This window comes from Desulfoconvexum algidum (assembly GCF_055382125.1).
In genome coordinates this window covers 1,835,215-1,852,438 of sequence record NZ_AP042394.1, presented here as the reverse complement: position 1 = coordinate 1,852,438, position 17,224 = coordinate 1,835,215, and the positions used below count along the sequence as shown (strand labels likewise).

Genomic DNA, 17,224 nt, shown 5'->3' with positions numbered 1-17,224 from the left:
GCAGATAAACACCTCAACAAACCATTTTTTTGGCACCACTATTTTTTAGCGTTCTCCAGTTTTTTAGCGTTTTTCAAGGATGCCTTGATAAACTCCTTGAAGAGCGGATGGGGATTGCTGGGCTTTGATTTGAATTCCGGATGAAACTGGCACCCCAGGTACCAGGGATGGTCGGCAAGTTCAACAATTTCAACCAATTCATGGTCAGGGGAGGTGCCGCTGATGATAAGCCCTGCTTCCACCAACCTATCCTTGTACGCATTGTTAAATTCAAACCGATGGCGATGGCGCTCAGAAATATTTTCGGTTTTATACGCTTTCATGGAAAGGGTATCCGGATTCAATTTACAGGGATAAGCTCCCAGACGCATGGTACCGCCCTTGTCTGATCTCTCATCCCTTTTTTCAACCTGTTTGGTTTGCTCATCATACCATTCCTTGAGCAAATAGATCACCGGAAAAGGTGTATGGGGATCAAACTCTTCCCCGTTTGCCTCTTCCATGCCGGCCAGATTTCGCGCCACCTCAATAACCGCCATGTGCATCCCCAGGCAGATACCAAAATAGGGCACCTTATTTTCCCGGGCATATTTAGCCGCCACGATTTTGCCCTCAATCCCCCTGGATCCAAATCCCCCCGGAACTAGGACACCGTCACTTTTGGATAATATCTCCACCACATTTTTTTCAGTAAGGGTGGAGGAATCAACATAATTAAGATTGACCCGGGCATCATTGAAAATACCGCCATGGGCAAGGGCCTCATTCAAACTTTTATAACTTTCGGTCAGGTCCACATACTTTCCCACAATGGCAATATTGACGGAAAATCTGGGATTTTTGTATTTTTCCACCATTTCACGCCAGTCATCCAGGCGGGGAGCCCTGGCCCAGATATTCAATTTCTTTAATATTTTATCCCCAAGACCTTCTTTGTTATATACCAGGGGGACTTCATAGATGCAGTCCACATCCTTTGCCGTAAAAACTTCATCCGGGCCCACATTGCAGAACAGGGAAATTTTATTTTTAATCTCCTGGGACAAGTAACTTTCCGTCCGGCACAACAGAATATCCGGCTGAATCCCAATGCTGCGCAACTCTTTTACGCTGTGCTGGGTGGGTTTTGTTTTTACCTCGCAGGCTGTCTTGATATAGGGCACCAGGGTCAGATGAATATAAATCACATTGGAGGATCCGACATCTGTACGAAATTGCCGGATGGCCTCAAGAAAGGGTAAGGATTCTATGTCCCCGATGGTACCGCCGATTTCGACAATCACCACATCGGTATTATTGGAGACCAGCATAATACTTTTTTTAATTTCATCGGTAATGTGGGGAATGACCTGGACAGTCCCCCCAAGGTATTCGCCTTTGCGCTCCTTGGTAATCACCTGGTCGTAAATTTTACCCGTGGTGAAATTATTATTTTTACCCAGCTTGGCATGGGTAAACCGCTCATAATGGCCGAGATCAAGGTCTGTTTCCGCCCCGTCATCGGTCACAAACACTTCTCCGTGCTGAAACGGATTCATGGTTCCGGGATCAACATTTATGTAAGGGTCCAGCTTCTGTATGGTCACAGTCAGCCCCCGGCTTTCCAGAAGCATACCTATGGATGCAGATGCAAGTCCTTTTCCCAAAGATGATAACACACCACCGGTAACAAAAATGTATTTGGTATTTTCAGCCATCAATTCCTCGCTTGTTTAAATTATTCATATAATTTTTTAAAATTTTCCATTTGCTTGTCAAGCTCATCGAATCGGGCTGGAACTGCCTCTCCCTTTTCCTGGGCACTGATGCCGGCTGGATATTGCCCTTGAATCTGATTCACATCAAACAAGGATTCGGGAAACCCCGATTCAAGTTCGAATCGTTTCACCTCAATTTTGGCAAACACCTGGTGATCAACTGCTATGGTGATCCGCATGGGATACCATGTTTTACTGACCCGCTGCCAATCCTCATAATGGAAAGAAACCTGCCATCCATTCTGTTCAATCACGTACCGGATCGGAAACAAACTTTTCTTTTCAATCCAGAGGCCAGAAGATTCTCCTTGGGTTAAGGACGGCTGGCCAATGAAATAACAAATCTTGTTGTCAAGCCGTTTGAAGGAGACCTGTTGAGCATCCACCCCAGCAATAACCAGTTCCTTCATCAAGGATTCATGATCTCTGTATAGAAGGGGATCTGTATAGAAATCTACAGGGGCTTTTTTTAAGGAAACAATCCTTCCATCTGCCACCTTGATAAATTGAAAATCCGATTCCACATGGAACCGTGAGACCGTTCCTGAAACGATGTCCGACCGAAACTTTCCAGGAAAACCATAGACCAGTTTTTCATCCACCTCAACCGTTTTCATCTCAGTTTTGGTCTCAGTTTTGGTCTCAGTTTTGGTCTCAGTTTCCATCTCAGTTTTGGTCTCAGCTGCCATCCCTGACCCCGTCTCTGACCCCGTTTCCCTGCCCGAAACATCCATGACGTTCCGGGTCTGATGAACCACCATCCCGGCAGGCTGCTTTATTTTTTGAATCATCAAATGTAAAAGGTGGGGCGTTTGTGGAACAAAGGCCTCACCTTTACCTGCCAACAGGAGACAGAACAGGGCAACCGAAAATAATAATAGCGTTTGTTTCGACATATTTTATTTCTTAGGCACCAAGGGCTAGAAAAATAGATTTTCCGGAAAAGAGGCACCATCACCCAGCATTTCCTCAATCCGAATCAGCTGATTATATTTTGCCACCCGATCACTGCGTGACATGGACCCGGTCTTAATCTGGCCTGCGTTAACCCCAACCGAAAGGTCTGCAATAAAAGTATCTTCGGTTTCACCGGACCTGTGAGAAACGACCGTGGTATACCCGGAATCCTTTGCCATCTGTATCGTATCAAGGGTTTCGGTTAAGGTTCCGATCTGGTTCAGCTTGATGAGGATTGAATTACCAATGCCGCGTTCAATCCCTTGTTTAAAAATATCCGGATTGGTCACAAAGATATCATCCCCCACAATCTGGGTGGAATCACCCAACCGCTGGGTCATCAGTTCCCATGAGTCCCAGTCACCTTCCGCAAGACCGTCTTCAATTGAATACAGGGGATATTTTTCAATAAGGCTCTCATAATAATCTATCAGATCTATTGCCGACAGGGATTTTCCCTCGGACTGGAATATATATTTTCCATCCCGGTAAAATTCAGAAGCAGCCGCATCAAGGGCAATACCAATATCTTTGCCCGGCCTGTAACCGGCAGCCTCAATGGCATTAATGATATACTCTATGGCCTGCTCATTGGATTTCAAGTTCGGGGCAAACCCGCCCTCATCTCCAACGGCAGTACTCAATCCTTCTCCCTTGAGAATTTTTTTCAAATTATGGAAGGTTTCCGCCCCCATGCGAATGGCCTCACTGATGGAACCCGCACCAAAGGGGAGAATCATGAACTCCTGAATATCCAGGTTGTTGGCTGCATGGGCACCGCCATTGATTATATTCATCATGGGTACGGGCAAAACCCGTGCATTGATACCGCCGATATGCTGATATAAAGGAATGTCACAGGCAATGGCGGCGGCCCTTGCCGCGGCCAGGGAAACGCCGAGAATGGCATTGGCACCCAGGCGGGACTTGTTTTCAGTCCCGTCAATGTCTATCATGGTCCGGTCAAGCCCGGCCTGATCCATGGCATTATATCCGATAATTTCCGGGGCAATCACCTCATTCACATTGGCAACGGCATTGAGAACCCCTTTACCCATGAAACGATTGTCCAAATTGTCCCGAAGTTCCAAGGCCTCCCTGGTACCGGTGGAGGCTCCCGAAGGAACTGCAGCCCTACCCTGTGCGCCACAGGCCAATGTCACATCCACTTCTACCGTTGGATTCCCTCTGGAATCAAGTATTTCCCTTGCCCTGACATCAATCAATTCTGTCATGTTTCCCCCTTACCATAGCCTATATATTAAAAAGTAACTTTCTCTAAGATAATTTCATGCACCAGTAATAACAATATCCGTACCCACATTCAAGAACTAATACAAATTATTTTGCCTTGGATTCACTATTTTAGCAAGGTCATTTGTCCAGCCATTTGTCCTGCTATTTATCCTATGGCTTCTTGGCTTAACCTTGACAAACAAAAACGACTCTTATATGTAGGAAAGTTGTACAGATTTTAGATTCATCTCAACATATAAAGGAGTTAAAATGAACATTCTTTTTTTTGGACCAAACGGCAGCGGTAAAGGGACCCAGGGCACCATACTCAAAGATAAGTACAATATTGCCCACATCGAATCGGGTGGCATTTTTCGTGAAAACATCAAGGGCGGAACAGAACTGGGGAAAAAAGCCAAAGAATATATTGACCGTGGGGATCTGGTACCCGATGAAATTACCATCCCTATGGTGCTTGACAGGCTTCAGCAAGATGACTGCAAGGGTGGATGGCTTTTGGACGGCTTCCCCAGGAACAAAGTTCAGGCTGAAAAACTGCATGCATCCCTTGAAAAAGCGGGCATGAAACTCGATGTTGTCATTGAGCTGCTCCTTGACCGTGAGATTGCAAAAAACAGAATCATGGGTCGAAGGCTGTGTGAAAACAACAACAATCATCCCAACAACATCTTTATTGACGCCATCAAACCTGACGGAGACAAATGCCAGGTTTGCGGAGGGGCTCTCTCTGCCCGGGATGATGACCAGGATGAAGTTGCCATTGATAAACGTCATTCCATTTACTACGACTCCGACACAGGCACCCTGGCCTCGGCCTATTATTACAGAGATCTTGCAAAGAAGGATTCTTCCATCAATTACTTCACCCTGGCCGGTGAAAAAGATCTCAAATCTGTCACAGCAGAGTTGATCTCCAAGTTGTAGAAAATATTTCATTTCAGAGGGTGGACTGTAATCCATACAAAGGCCCCCTCTTAAATTAAATATATCCGAGCCATTTGACTAAATTTTATATTCGGTCAAATGGCTTTTTTACTTGCTTTCCTATCTTTGGTTTGCTATATGACCAGGTTATAAATATTATATATTTAAATCCACAATGAAAGGGGCGATGCCTTTTGAAAGAAATTATGGTCACGGTTATTGACAATGATGTCGAAAAAGCCTTGAGAATATTGAAGAAAAAAATCCAGAATGATGGTCTCTTCAAACGTCTTAAAGTAAAAAAACATTTTGAGAAACCATGTCAATTCAGACGACGTAAAATGAGAGAAGCAATGAGAAGACAAAGAATTGCGGCCTCAAGAACACGCAGAAGAAATAGTTAAACCGTTCAATTTTACCCGGCATATTTGATGACATATCAAGTATGCCGGGTTTTTTTTATTGTTGGGGAAAATGAGCAAAATATCCTACCAAGACTGTCTTGATACAATTTTCAAACTGAGCCGACACGGCATCAAACTTGAATTGGAGACGATTCAGAACATTCTCAAGCTTCTGAACAGCCCCCAGAAAAATTATTACACCATCCATGTTGCCGGTACCAACGGTAAAGGCTCAACTGCCACCTATATTGAATCCATATTGAGAAAAGCAGGATTCAAAACGGGTATCTACACCTCTCCTCACCTGGTTCGATTCAACGAAAGGATCTGTGTCAACGGAGAGCAGATATCCGATCAACGAGTGGTGGAAGCCTATGAAGCAGTTCATGCCGTTGACCTGGGAAAAAGGAAAGCCACCTTTTTTGAAATCAATACCGCCATGGCATTTTACCATTTTTCCAGAGAAAAGGTGGAGTGGGCGATCATTGAAACCGGTATGGGCGGAAGATTTGATGCCACAAATGTGATCCACCCCCAGGTCAGTGTCATCACCAATTTATCCATTGAGCATACCGATTACCTTGGCAGCACCATAAAAGACCTGGCAAAGGAAAAAGGCGGGATCATCAAACAAAACACCCCTGTTGTAACCGGGGTTTCCCAACCATCCGGCCTTGGGGTTATCCAGCAAATAGCAACTGCCAAATCAGCGCCTCTTTTTCAGTTCAAACATGATTTTTCCATCCGAAAAACCCCCAAAAAAGACACCTATCTATTCCGGGGTCTCCACCATACCTACAAAGAAATTATAAAACCCCTGCCCGGAGATCACCAGCGAGAAAACTTAGGCCTGGCCCTGGCAGCCTGTGAACTTGTATTTAATAATTCCATTGGAACTGATCCTCGATACACCCTGTCCCCCGCTCTGATCAAACAAGGACTCGCAATAGTCAAATGGCCGGGAAGATTAGAAATTGTCCGGCAAAAACCCCTGGTTATCCTGGATGGGGCTCACAATCTTAAAGCCGCCCAGTTATTAGGTAAATATTTGTCCCAGACCGTATCTGACAAGAACCTCACCCTTGTGGTGGGAATCTTGGATGACAAACCCTACGAAGAGATGCTCAAACATCTGGTTCCCTGTGCCCAAAGAATCATTGTTACCAAGGCCAAAATTAACAGAAGCCTGGAAACCAATGTATTAAAAGAGGCCGTGAAAAAAATAACCACTAAAAAAATTGAGGTTATAGAAGATGTACAAGCGGCTGTAACCCATGCAATCGCGACATGTTCAGACAATGATGCCATCTGCATTGCAGGTTCCCTTTACGTGGCTGGGGAAGCAAAAGAAAAATTTGATGTGGATTTTCTTTGATAACGTGGTATAAGAGCATCTGGATTTTGTGCGCCCGTAGCCCAGTGGATAAGGCGTCAGCCTCCGAAGCTGAAGATCGCTGGTTCGATTCCAGCCGGGCGCACCAATCTTAACCCCTTTGAAACTTAACCTCCATGAAATCACCCCTCAAAATAGGCATATTAAGTTATAGAAGCAACCCCCATTGCGGCGGTCAGGGCGTTTATGTCCGGCACCTTACCCAGGCCCTTTCGGATCTTGGCCACCAGGTTGAAGTCATTGCAGGCCCGCCGGACCCAAAGCTGAACGGCAGCGGCACCCTGACCATGCTCAAAACCCTGGACCTCTATAATGCAGACAATCCCTTTCGGACCCCTGAGTTTGAAGAACTCAAAGACCCCATCAACCTGTTGGAATGGCTGGATGTATCCGCAATGGGATACCCGGAACCCATGACCTTTGGCCTTAGGGTAAACCGTCATTTAAAGGGAAATGAAGATAAGTTTGATATCATCCATGACAATCAAAGCCTCTCATACAGCCTGCTTTCCTTGCAAAGGAAGGTACCGGTAACCTCCACCATCCACCATCCCATGACCGTGGACAGACGCCTGGAAATTAAAAGCACAAGATCCTATATTAAAAAGCTCAAGGCCATTAGATGGTATTCCTTCATTGGCATGCAAAAACAGGTTGCCAGGAGACTTGGGACCATCATTACCGTATCAGACAGTTCCAAACACGATATTGCAAGGGAATTTAAGGTACCGGAATCAAAATTTATAACCATCCCCATTGGCATTGATACAGACAATTTTTATCCCCTGGACCACATCCGGAAAATTCCCGGCCGGCTCATTGTGACCAATAGTGCGGACACCCCCTTAAAGGGGTTGTATCATCTCTTGTTTGCCCTTAAAAATATTCTCAAACGACACAGGGTCAGCCTGACCGTCATTGGAACCCCCAAAAAAAATGGGGGGATTGAGAAGTTGGTAAAAAAACTTGAGCTGGGCCGTCATATTGAATTTACCGGCCGCATCGACCATCATCGATTTGTCAGGGAGTATGCAAAGGCAAGTATTGCCGTTGTTCCCTCCCTCTATGAAGGGTTTGGATTGCCCGTTGGAGAAGCCATGGCCTGCAGGATTCCTGTTATCTGCACCACAGGAGGCGCTCTCCCGGAGGTGGCAGGGGATGCGGCCAGATTGGTCCCCCCCGGGGATGCCATTGCCCTGGAACGCGCCATTATTGAATTGCTGGAAGATCCATACCAACGAGAAATGCTTGCCCAAAAGGGCTATGAAAGGGTGATGTCAGAATTTACCTGGGAAAAGACAGCCATCAAAACCGCCCAGGCCTATAGAGGAATTATCCATGCTTACCATTGATTTTAACCGGCTTGACATCTGCCCCAATGACAGGATTCTGGATATCGGCTGCGGAGAAGGCCGCCATACCATAAGAGCTGCCCAGGAACCAGACACCATCTGCACCGGAGCTGATTTTGGTTTTGACAACCTTGTTCAAACCCGGGAAAAGCTTAAATTCCACGAAAAGATCAATGATCTGTCCTGCAGGGACTGGAATCTGTCCACCATGGACATCACCGCCCTGCCCTTTGCGGACAATAGCTTTGATGTTGTCATCTGCTCGGAAGTGCTGGAACATATTCCAGATGATGCAAAGGCCATGTCTGAACTGGTCAGAATTGTCAAACCGGGCAAAACCCTTGCCATCAGTGTGCCCAGGTCCTGGCCGGAAAAAATCTGCTGGCAACTTTCCGATGACTATTTCAATGCCAACATGGGCCATGTCAGAATATACCAAAAGAAAGCCTTGATACAGGCCATTGAAACCCTTGGACCTATGTTTACGGGTTCCCATTTTGCCCACAGCATCCATGCCCCCTATTGGTGGTTAAAATGTCTGGTGGGTCCCAACCGGACCGATTCAACCCTTGTAAATCTGTATCACCGGATCCTGGTCTGGGATTTGATGAAAAAACCAAAAATCACCACATTTGTGGACAGGCTCCTTAACCCGATTTTGGGGAAAAGCCTGGTTCTCTATTTCAAAAAACCTTTGGAACATTGATTCACTGCCAGCATGTAACCCAAGGCTAAATTTTCAGGTTTCTTCTTGAAGGTGGAAAATATTCTAAAAAAAAGTTATATTGTCTCGAACACTTTTTTTAACTTAAGGTGAGGACACCCATGACCCGATCCTTGTTCCATTTACTCCTGTTTTTTGTCGTTCCCATGATATTTGCCTGTGCCACGGCCCCAAAAGTGCCCATGCGACAGGACCCTTTGATTGATAAAATCATCCATACCGCCACCCGACACCCCATCCCTTTTAATACCCTGGTCACGCGCATTGCAGATTTTGATGTGATTTATCTGTCTGAAAAACATGACAACCCCATGCACCACGCCATCCAGCACAGAATCATCCAGCACCTTGTTGAACAAAAAAAAATCCCCATTCTTGGGTTTGAATTTTTTTCCATGGACGACACCCCTCTGTTATTAAACTTTTCCGACTCAGGCAGGGCGCCCCACTCCCCTAAAATGGAAACGGCCCTTGAACAAAAAATCCGAAAACAATTAAACTGGGATTCCCAGTCCGATACCATGTGGGCCTATTACTATGATCTTCTCAAGCTTGCCAGGGAAAATCAACTGCTTATTTCAGGCCTTGACCTGTCCGTTTCACAAAAACGCAGAATCACCCGAAAGGGGTTGGAAGGGCTCACAAATATCGAAAAAAAATTGATTTTTTCATCTCAATTTTCCAATGAACCCTATGCGGCATACATGAAATCTGTATTCAAAGAGGTTCACTGCGGCATGGGCCATGGCAAAATGACCTCCCGGCTCTATGACACCTGGGTGGCCAGAAATGATAAGATGGCCTTGTCCATATCACAATTATATGAAACCCAATTATATGAACAGGGTGCCAAGGGGCCCATCGTGATCATCATTGGAGGGGGGCATACTCAATATGGATTGGGGGTCATGGACAGGGTAAGGGCAATCAATCCTGACATTTCCCAGGTGAATATCTCACTAAGCGAAATCACAAGAAAACCTTCCAACCTTGGAGAGTATCTGGAACCCCTTGAACTGGAAGGATTTGAACCGGCGCTGCCCGCAGACTACCTCTGGTTTACCCAGCGGGTCTCTTATAAGGATCCCTGTGAAGAATTCAAAGCATCCCTTAAGAAGATGAAATCAAACCAAATGAAATCAAACCAAATGAAACCAAATAAGATGAAACCAAAAGAATAGATCCTATTTTTATATCAACCCCATTTATTACAACTTTTTGATCCTGGCATAAATCTGTTGGGTTTGAAATTCTGGTTCTGTGTCCAATTCTCGTTTAAGAATTCCTCGACATTCCTTGAACACATGAAGGGCTTCATTTTTACGGCCTGCGTCTGCATACAGAATCATCAGATTCCGGTAGGCTGCCTCAAAAAAAGGATCGTTTCCAAGGATAGCCCGCCAGGTAGCAACCGCTTCTGTCCATTGGTCCATCTCCTCATGGAGCCGCCCTTTTTTTTCCAGAATCTCAATATATTTGGACCGCAACAGATCCCTGCGCGGGCCAAGCCATTCCAGATAGGGATCTTCAACAAAATAATCTCCTTTGTACAATAGCGTTGCCCGGGAATAGCAGGCAAGGGCCTCATCTGGTTTATTCCCGGATTCCAGGCGGGCAGCCTTTGCCCCCAGGGCCATAAAAAGATCAATATCCAGGCAGACCAATTCCAAATTCAGGGAAACCAGGCCGGATTTCTGGAGAACATAGGCATATCCGAATTCCTTTACAGGAGAAGGCTCCAGCCCCTTTCTCAGTCGGTGAAGATTAATCTTGAAATTTTTTTCCCCGGCACTGGCGCTGGCATCGGGCCAAAGGGCATCAATAAGAATCTCCTTGGGAATATCCCGGGAACCGTTCATGACAATGGCCTTTAAAAGGGATATGGGTTTTGCCCCTTCAAAGACAGATTTATCCAATAGGGTATCATTAATCCAGACATTGAATTCTCCCAGGGTGTTGATCCTGATTTTGGGCTGCGTTAGTTTGTAGAGAGTTTTAAGTTGTTCTGTCCGCCTGGCCCGCTCCTTTTTGTTCCCAGAAGAAAGTGCCTGGATAATTTCACCCCGAATATAGGAGGCAAGATCTCTGGAAACCAGCTGAACAAAATAGGCGGCAAGATCCTGGTTTTCTATGGTCCCAGGGGAAAGGGTCCTGATCAGATTGATTTGGACAAGAACCTGGGCCAGAGTTTTCAAATCCAAAAGGGGGAAATAGGTGTACTGATTTCCCATGGCCTTTAAAAAACCTGCATTCAGATAGGTTCCCGCCTTGTTTTCGGCCTTGATCCCAAGGCAAATAAGCCCCAGGATGAAACTGGTTTCACAAAAATACAAATCAGATGAAATCCGGCTAAAATAGGCAAGAACTGGTTCAAGCTCTTGTTGGGCTGCCACAAAATCTCCCGTGTAAAAAAGAGAAAACCCATGGATTTGTTTTGCCAGAAAATAATGGATATCCCCCCGTTTGGACACCCCAAGCTCATTAACCGCCAGTAAGGCCGCTTCCTTTGCCCTAGTATATTTTTTTTCCTTTAAAAAACTCATGGCCTTAATGCGGTGGGAAATTCCCAGATAAAAATCATTCCCCTCCAGGATTGAAAAATCCGACAAATGCTCTGCCGTCTGAAGGGCCTGGGTAAATTGTCGGGTACTCACAAAATAAATGGCCCTTGCTTCCACAAACCCGGGATATAAAAAAATAAGACCAAATTTTTCAATATCTCGCTCAGAGGTTTCCAATAGGGTCCCGGCAAGCGTTAGCTCCCCTTTTTTCAGGGCATAGTCAATTTTGGTAATATTTTTAAGGGCCCGGTATTCTGGATGGCGGCCCTCCTGGGTGATATCCCGGATCTTTTCCAGCATCTCCCTTGCCCGGGTAAAATCCCCGGACTGAACAAATCCCAGGGTCAGTATCACCGATGCGTTGAGCAGCAAATCGGAATTTTCAATCCGCTGGGCCAGTAAAATGGCGTTGCGGCAAGCCGATATCCCTTTGGGAATATCTCCGTTGCCGGCAATATATCCCAGACCGATTTGCTGCCAGAGAAGGGTCCTGGCCCAGGTATACCGATGTTTTCCCTTCAGATTTTTTAAGCATGCTTCCCCGGCCAGTATCCAGGTTAAAATTACCTGGGACGGTTTTCGAATAAAAACAGCCGCCTCAATCAAATAGGCAGTACACAACAAAATCCCCCTATCATCCCCACTCTTTTTAAAAAATCCCAGGGCCTTGCCAAATGCCTGGATATTTTTTTCTCCGCCCTTTATTCTGCGGGTCATGGTGTCAAAAAAAATCAGCCAGGGATCCTTGTCCACCATTCCTCGGGGAAGGGCACGGATACATTCGGCAAGCCCAGCTGATCTTCCGGTAATAACATAATCGGTTCCCTTGATCCGGATGATCCTGGCAATATCGGAATAGGCTTTGGCAACAATGAAAAACCGGATGGCTTCCTCGTGGGCATTTCTCTCCCAAAAAAGTTTCCCGACCTTTTCGTGCAACTGACCATAGGCAGTTTCATCAAGGGTATTAAAAAGGTCTGCCTTTAAAAAATCCCGGAACAAATTGTTATATTTAAACACGGGCCATTGGCTGTCGGAATCGATCTGCTGGATAAAAAGGTTCCGCTTTTCCAGCTCCCTTAAAATCGCTACAGGATCAATGTCAGTAAAAAATTTTGTGAGCACCTGGGTGTCCAGGACATCAAACACAGCCGTTTGCATCAAAAACAATCGGGTTGCCCCGGGCAGGAAATTATATATTTCCCTTGAAAAATAGGAGAAGGCTTCCGAGGAAAGACGATGGGGTAATTTTTCAAGGTCATGGGAGCGCCTGACAGATTCAGATACCAGGATAAGCCCCCCGGCCCATCCTTCGGTAATTTTGAGAATTTTTTCAACCTCTTTTACCCCCATGGGGGTTGCCCTGAAAAACGCCAATGTTTCATCCAGGGTAAAGGCAAGGTCCTCATTGTTGATCACCATAAGGTCCTGCCTGATTTTCAATTGGTGAAGGCTTAAGGGGGGCTGGGTTCTGGACAAAAGAAAAAATCTCACCGTGCCAAAATTTTCCTGAATTAACTGCTCGACGAATGAAAAAGAAGACCCTTGTTCATCAAGGGATTCCAGATCATCCAATACAATATTCAAGGGGGAAGACATTTGCGTAAAAACCATGGTCAGAGTTTCGATCTGGCGAAAAAAGTCTTCCCGGGTGCCCAGGGTGGTCTGGGGAATCTGAATCTTTTGGATCTGTTCCTGATCTTTGAATAAATCATGAATCCCATTGATGAGGATCTCAAAAAGCCGGGTGTGATCCGAGGCATCTGCCGTAAGATGGCACCAGAGACTGGGATTTGCCTGTCCCTTGAGAAAAGAGGCCACCAGGGTGGATTTACCCTGGGCTGCCTGGCCGGTCACCAGAAAGACACGGCAGCTTTCATGGCGGCCAAGCAGGGCCAAAAGCCGTTGCCGTAAAACGATATCAGGCACCAGCGGAATATTGTATCTACCCTGGGTCAAGGGGTGGACTCCCCCGATAATGTATCGGTTGACTCACCGGTTAATTCGCTGGGCAATTCCGGTTCAATGGTGGCCATTTTATCCATACCGGCCATCTGGAAAAAACGATAATAATTATAGGAAAGTCCTCTCATGGAAATGCCGATTCCTCGTTCCTTCATCTGCTGAACACTTTCCATGAGCAGGGTGATCCCTCCGCGGTCTATGGAAAAAGTTTCGTCAAAGCAAAAAATCACCCGGGAATCCTTGTCATTAAATCCTATCAGCCCTTCAAAGGCACCTCGTGCACAAAGGGATAATTTTCCCTGGATATGGATCTCACTGGGGATGGTTTTTGGGTCTATCCGCAATTTAAACCCTTGATCTTGTGGCATCCTAGCTCTTTTTTCAGCCCGGGCCAGGGCAGAATTCAAGGCCTGGCGTTCCACTGGTTTATTGATAAAATCCGATGCTTCCAGGTCCAGGGCTTCAACCGCCTTTTCCATGTCCCCGTGTCCGGTGATGATAATCACCTGGGAGGTTTGATTTAATTTTCGGATTTGCCTTAATACCTCAAGCCCGTCTATTCCCGGCATACGGATATCCGTAAAGACAATTTCCGGCCAGAACTCCTTAAACTGTGCCAATCCTGTCTCCCCGTTTTCAGCGGTTATCACCTCGTACCCATAGGCCGTCAGGAAAAGTTTGAACATGGAAAGGGTGGGCTTTTCATCATCTATGACCAATATTTTCATGTGTTGACTCCTTTACAATTTTTTGAGGTTGGGCCGGGAACACTATTCTGAAACTGGTATGGCTGCCAGGGGTACTTTCCACGCTGATGGATCCGTTGTAGTCCCGGACAATGCCCTGGATAATAGGCAACCCCAGACCTAGCCCCTCCCCCATTTCCTTTGTGGTAAAAAATGATTCAAATATATTTTTCATCTGAGACGGTTTAATGCCAATGCCATTATCGGCAACGGCCAGGCCCACCATTTGGTTATCGGAAAAGGTAGAAATTTCAATTCTTCCCTGATCTATATCCATCCGTGTTTCAACCCGTTCATTGACCGCATCCCTGGCATTGGTCACCAAATTAAAAATCACCTGTTCCATCCGATTGTTATGGGCCAGAATATTGGGAAGGGGCTCGTCCAGACAAAGAATAAAATCGATATTCTGCAGGGTAATCTGCCGGCCAATGATCTTGTGAACAGACCGGACACAGTGGTTTAAACTAATCAGTTCCCTTGAAAAATCAGCCTTCCTTGAAAAAGTTTTTAACCGCCCCACAATTTCTGCAGCCCTTGTCACCTGGGAACTGATCTGGGTGAGCACCATTTTAAGATCAGCAGGCTTTACTGCTCTTTTCTGTTCTTCCATCATGCACAGGTATTCACTCCCCATTTTAATGGCATTTAAGGGCTGGTTAATTTCGTGGGCAATCCCCACGGACATTTTCTCAAGATTGGTCATTTTAGAGGCCTGGATCAGTTGGGAATCCTTTTCAACCAGCTCTGTAATATCGGTTACCGCCACAATGATCACATCCTTGTCCCGGTATTCAGCAGGACTTGCATGGATATTGACAAAGACAGATCCCCCGTCCTTTTTAAAAAACCGCACCTTGGAAGAAATCACCACCGATTCCCCCACAGGATAGGTCCTGGTAAATTTATCATCTTCAAGATTTCCCAGGCTCAGCAGGCTCCGGCCGATGAGTTCATCGCCTTGATACCCGAATAATTCAGTGGCTTTGGGGTTGGCATCCAAAATTTCAAAACTTCGCTTATGGATAACAAATATAGAATTGGGTCCGCTGTGAAACAAGGAGCGATATTTTTTCTGGGACTCCATGAGATTATCCGTGGAGAGCTTCAGCTTTGCTGTCATCTTGATAAAAGAGTTGGTCAAGGCGGCTATTTCATCGTCTCTGCCCCCCAGATCCCTGGACATGGACGCCACATCTTCCTTGGAAATCACACTGAAATTACTTGTTGTCAACTGATCCGTATACCGGATCAAAGCGGCCACAGGCTTTGTAATGTGCAGGGCCAGTTGATGGCTTAGAAAAAAAAAGATAATAGAAACCACAGACAAAAAACTGATAAATACCAGTCTAAGCCGGGATATCAAGCTTTCAATATGCTGCTGGTCAACCCCCACCTGGACCGAGCCAATGGTATAAATTCCTTCCATTACAGGAACAGATACATGGAAGACCGAATGATGGTCCACCTGGATGGGAACAATACTTTGGATCCCATGATCCCCTTTGTCCATATGGGCTTTCAATTTGTTGGGAAACCCCGTGGTAAAAGTATGACCCAAAATTGTGCCGGCCTTGTCAGTGATCAAAAGATAACGGACCATATCCTTCCTGTTTCCCAGACGGGCATCATAGGCAAGGGCTGTTAACTCGGCCCTGTTTTTGGTGAGAATAAATACCCGGGAGCCGTCTGCAACACTCTGGGCAATGCCCACTCCCCTTTTTTTCAATTCATTTGTCAAACTGGAAATCAAAAGGGCCCGGGTGAAAAGAGCAATCAAAACACTGACAATCAGGGTAAACCCCAGACAGGAAATAAAAATCTTATTTTTCAGTGTCAGTTCATTGAAAAAACTCATTTGATCAGCACCAACCTGCCCTGTTTTATTTGTGTAAAATAAACCCGGGTAAGACCCTGGTAATCATTTTTCCCAAAGGACAGGGGGTTTAAAATCCCCAGATCAAACTTGTGAATGGACTCAATGGCCTGGATAAAGCGTTCCCGGTTGATCTCTTTTCCGGCTCTTGTCAACCCCTCTACCAAAATTTTTGCATTGATATATCCTTCAAGGCCCACAAAACTGGGCCGACTTTTGGGGTAATATTTTTTTAACAGATCAATATATTCGGTAACACCGGGTAAGGTCCCATCTTTTTCGCCCGTATGGGGGGGGGGCACCACCTGGGTGACCAATACACCCTCACCAATGGGTCCCAGTCTTCTGGCAAGCTCCTTGGACCCCACAAAGGAAACATTGTGAAAGAGCGGAGAAAAATTTTGGTCCCGGGCAAGCTGTATGAACCGGGCACAGGAATCATAGGTACCAATCATGACCACTGCCTGGGCTTGGGACTCAATAATTTTGTCAAGTCCTGCTTCCACATCCAGGGTTCCCCTGACATAGGATCCCTTTGCAACAGGAATCAGCCCATAGGGTTTCAGGGCAATCTCCGTTCCCCTGAGCCCGTCAAACCCATACTCATCATATTGGTAAAACACCGCCACCTTGTCTAATTTCATCTTTTGAACAAAAAAATCAACGGCCGCCTTTGTCTCCTGGTAATAGGAGGCCCGGATATTAATCAAATAACGATTGATAGGCTCCCTCAACCGGTTGGCACCGGTGAACATACCGACAAGGGGAATCTTTGCCTCATTGACAAGGGGGATAATCCGCACGACTGTGGGGGTTCCCACATAGCAGAACAAAGAAAATACTTTTTCTTCAAGGATGAGCTGCTGGGTGTTGTAAAGACACCGGGTGGGATCATATCCGTCGTCCAGAGCGATAAGATTAATCATCCGGCCATGGATACCACCGGTTTCATTGATATGATTGATATAGGCTTTGGCACCGTGGAGCATCTGGCTGCCCAGGTAGCCGGCATGGCCTCCCAGGGCCAAAGAAGACCCGATGCGAATTTCATCTAGTGTAATCCCGGTGCGGTTTTCCTTAAGCGATAGGGGATTCTCTCCCTTGTCACAACCCAACACCACCAAAAGAATCAATAGGATCCATAATTTTCGAATAAAAAACCGGCCTGGCAACCCCATGTGAATCACGCGTTCTCCCCTGTGCTGAGTATCTTTATCTCTTCCATGTGTCCATCCACATCCAGACAATAAAATAGCGGCGCTATAATGTCAATCAAACAAAGTCTGAAATATCCAACGGGATAAAACG

Annotated in this window: 13 protein-coding genes and 1 tRNA gene; 7 read left to right on the top strand and 7 right to left on the bottom strand. The window is 46.0% G+C overall.

Annotation, left to right across the window (positions count from 1 at the left end; genetic code table 11):
- Nucleotides 1–38 precede the first annotated feature (38 nt).
- Genes ACZ45G_RS08450 through eno form a run of 3 tightly spaced genes read right to left on the bottom strand, consistent with a single transcriptional unit; the run spans nt 39 to nt 3,949 of the window.
- Nucleotides 39–1,697, bottom strand: coding sequence for a CTP synthase (locus ACZ45G_RS08450; protein WP_464176956.1), 1,659 nt, complete (start codon nt 1,695–1,697; stop codon nt 39–41).
- A 20-nt stretch (nt 1,698–1,717) separates the two neighbouring features.
- Nucleotides 1,718–2,653, bottom strand: coding sequence for a hypothetical protein (locus tag ACZ45G_RS08445; RefSeq protein ID WP_464176954.1), 936 nt, complete (start codon nt 2,651–2,653; stop codon nt 1,718–1,720).
- A gap of 24 nt (nt 2,654–2,677) precedes the next feature.
- Nucleotides 2,678–3,949 carry a phosphopyruvate hydratase gene (gene eno / locus ACZ45G_RS08440; RefSeq protein WP_464176952.1) on the bottom strand — a complete coding sequence of 424 codons (1,272 nt, stop codon included), beginning with the start codon at nt 3,947–3,949 and terminating at the stop codon, nt 2,678–2,680.
- Nucleotides 3,950–4,220: 271 nt separating this feature from the next.
- Between eno and ACZ45G_RS08435 the strand changes: the two genes are divergently transcribed.
- The 7 genes from ACZ45G_RS08435 (at nt 4,221) to ACZ45G_RS08405 (ending at nt 9,949) form a co-directional block, all read left to right on the top strand.
- A complete protein-coding gene (locus ACZ45G_RS08435; RefSeq protein WP_464176950.1) occupies nt 4,221–4,895 on the top strand; it encodes an adenylate kinase in 675 nt (224 codons plus the stop codon).
- A gap of 206 nt (nt 4,896–5,101) precedes the next feature.
- Nucleotides 5,102–5,299, top strand: coding sequence for a 30S ribosomal protein S21 (rpsU, locus tag ACZ45G_RS08430; RefSeq protein WP_464179903.1), 198 nt, complete (start codon nt 5,102–5,104; stop codon nt 5,297–5,299).
- A 70-nt stretch (nt 5,300–5,369) separates the two neighbouring features.
- A complete protein-coding gene (locus tag ACZ45G_RS08425) occupies nt 5,370–6,674 on the top strand; it encodes a bifunctional folylpolyglutamate synthase/dihydrofolate synthase (protein WP_464176948.1) in 1,305 nt (434 codons plus the stop codon).
- Between the two features lie 30 nt (nt 6,675–6,704).
- Nucleotides 6,705–6,780 (top strand) — tRNA-Arg (locus ACZ45G_RS08420).
- A gap of 28 nt (nt 6,781–6,808) precedes the next feature.
- Entirely contained in the window at nt 6,809–8,044 is a 1,236-nt protein-coding gene (locus ACZ45G_RS08415) for a glycosyltransferase family 4 protein (RefSeq protein ID WP_464176946.1), read from the top strand.
- Entirely contained in the window at nt 8,031–8,750 is a 720-nt protein-coding gene (locus ACZ45G_RS08410) for a class I SAM-dependent methyltransferase (RefSeq protein WP_464176944.1), read from the top strand. Before ACZ45G_RS08415 ends, ACZ45G_RS08410 begins: the two co-directional genes overlap by 14 nt.
- Nucleotides 8,751–8,869: 119 nt before the next feature.
- Complete coding sequence (locus tag ACZ45G_RS08405; RefSeq protein ID WP_464176941.1) at nt 8,870–9,949, top strand: ChaN family lipoprotein; 1,080 nt, start codon at nt 8,870–8,872, stop codon at nt 9,947–9,949.
- 27 nt (nt 9,950–9,976) lie between these two features.
- Here the strand turns inward: ACZ45G_RS08405 and ACZ45G_RS08400 are convergent, their stop codons facing one another.
- The 4 genes from ACZ45G_RS08400 to ACZ45G_RS08385 are packed head-to-tail and all read right to left on the bottom strand — an operon-like array spanning nt 9,977 to nt 17,094.
- A complete protein-coding gene (locus ACZ45G_RS08400) occupies nt 9,977–13,288 on the bottom strand; it encodes a BTAD domain-containing putative transcriptional regulator (protein ID WP_464176939.1) in 3,312 nt (1,103 codons plus the stop codon).
- Entirely contained in the window at nt 13,285–14,022 is a 738-nt protein-coding gene (locus tag ACZ45G_RS08395) for a response regulator (protein ID WP_464176937.1), read from the bottom strand. The genes ACZ45G_RS08400 and ACZ45G_RS08395 overlap by 4 nt, the downstream gene beginning before the upstream one ends.
- On the bottom strand, nt 14,000–15,898 hold the full coding sequence (locus tag ACZ45G_RS08390) for an ATP-binding protein (RefSeq protein WP_464176935.1): 1,899 nt from the start codon (nt 15,896–15,898) through the stop codon (nt 14,000–14,002). The genes ACZ45G_RS08395 and ACZ45G_RS08390 overlap by 23 nt, the downstream gene beginning before the upstream one ends.
- The gene (locus tag ACZ45G_RS08385) at nt 15,895–17,094 is read right to left on the bottom strand and encodes an ABC transporter substrate-binding protein (RefSeq protein WP_464176933.1); all 1,200 of its coding nucleotides are present in this window, start codon (nt 17,092–17,094) and stop codon (nt 15,895–15,897) included. The genes ACZ45G_RS08390 and ACZ45G_RS08385 overlap by 4 nt, the downstream gene beginning before the upstream one ends.
- Nucleotides 17,095–17,224: the final 130 nt, after the last annotated feature.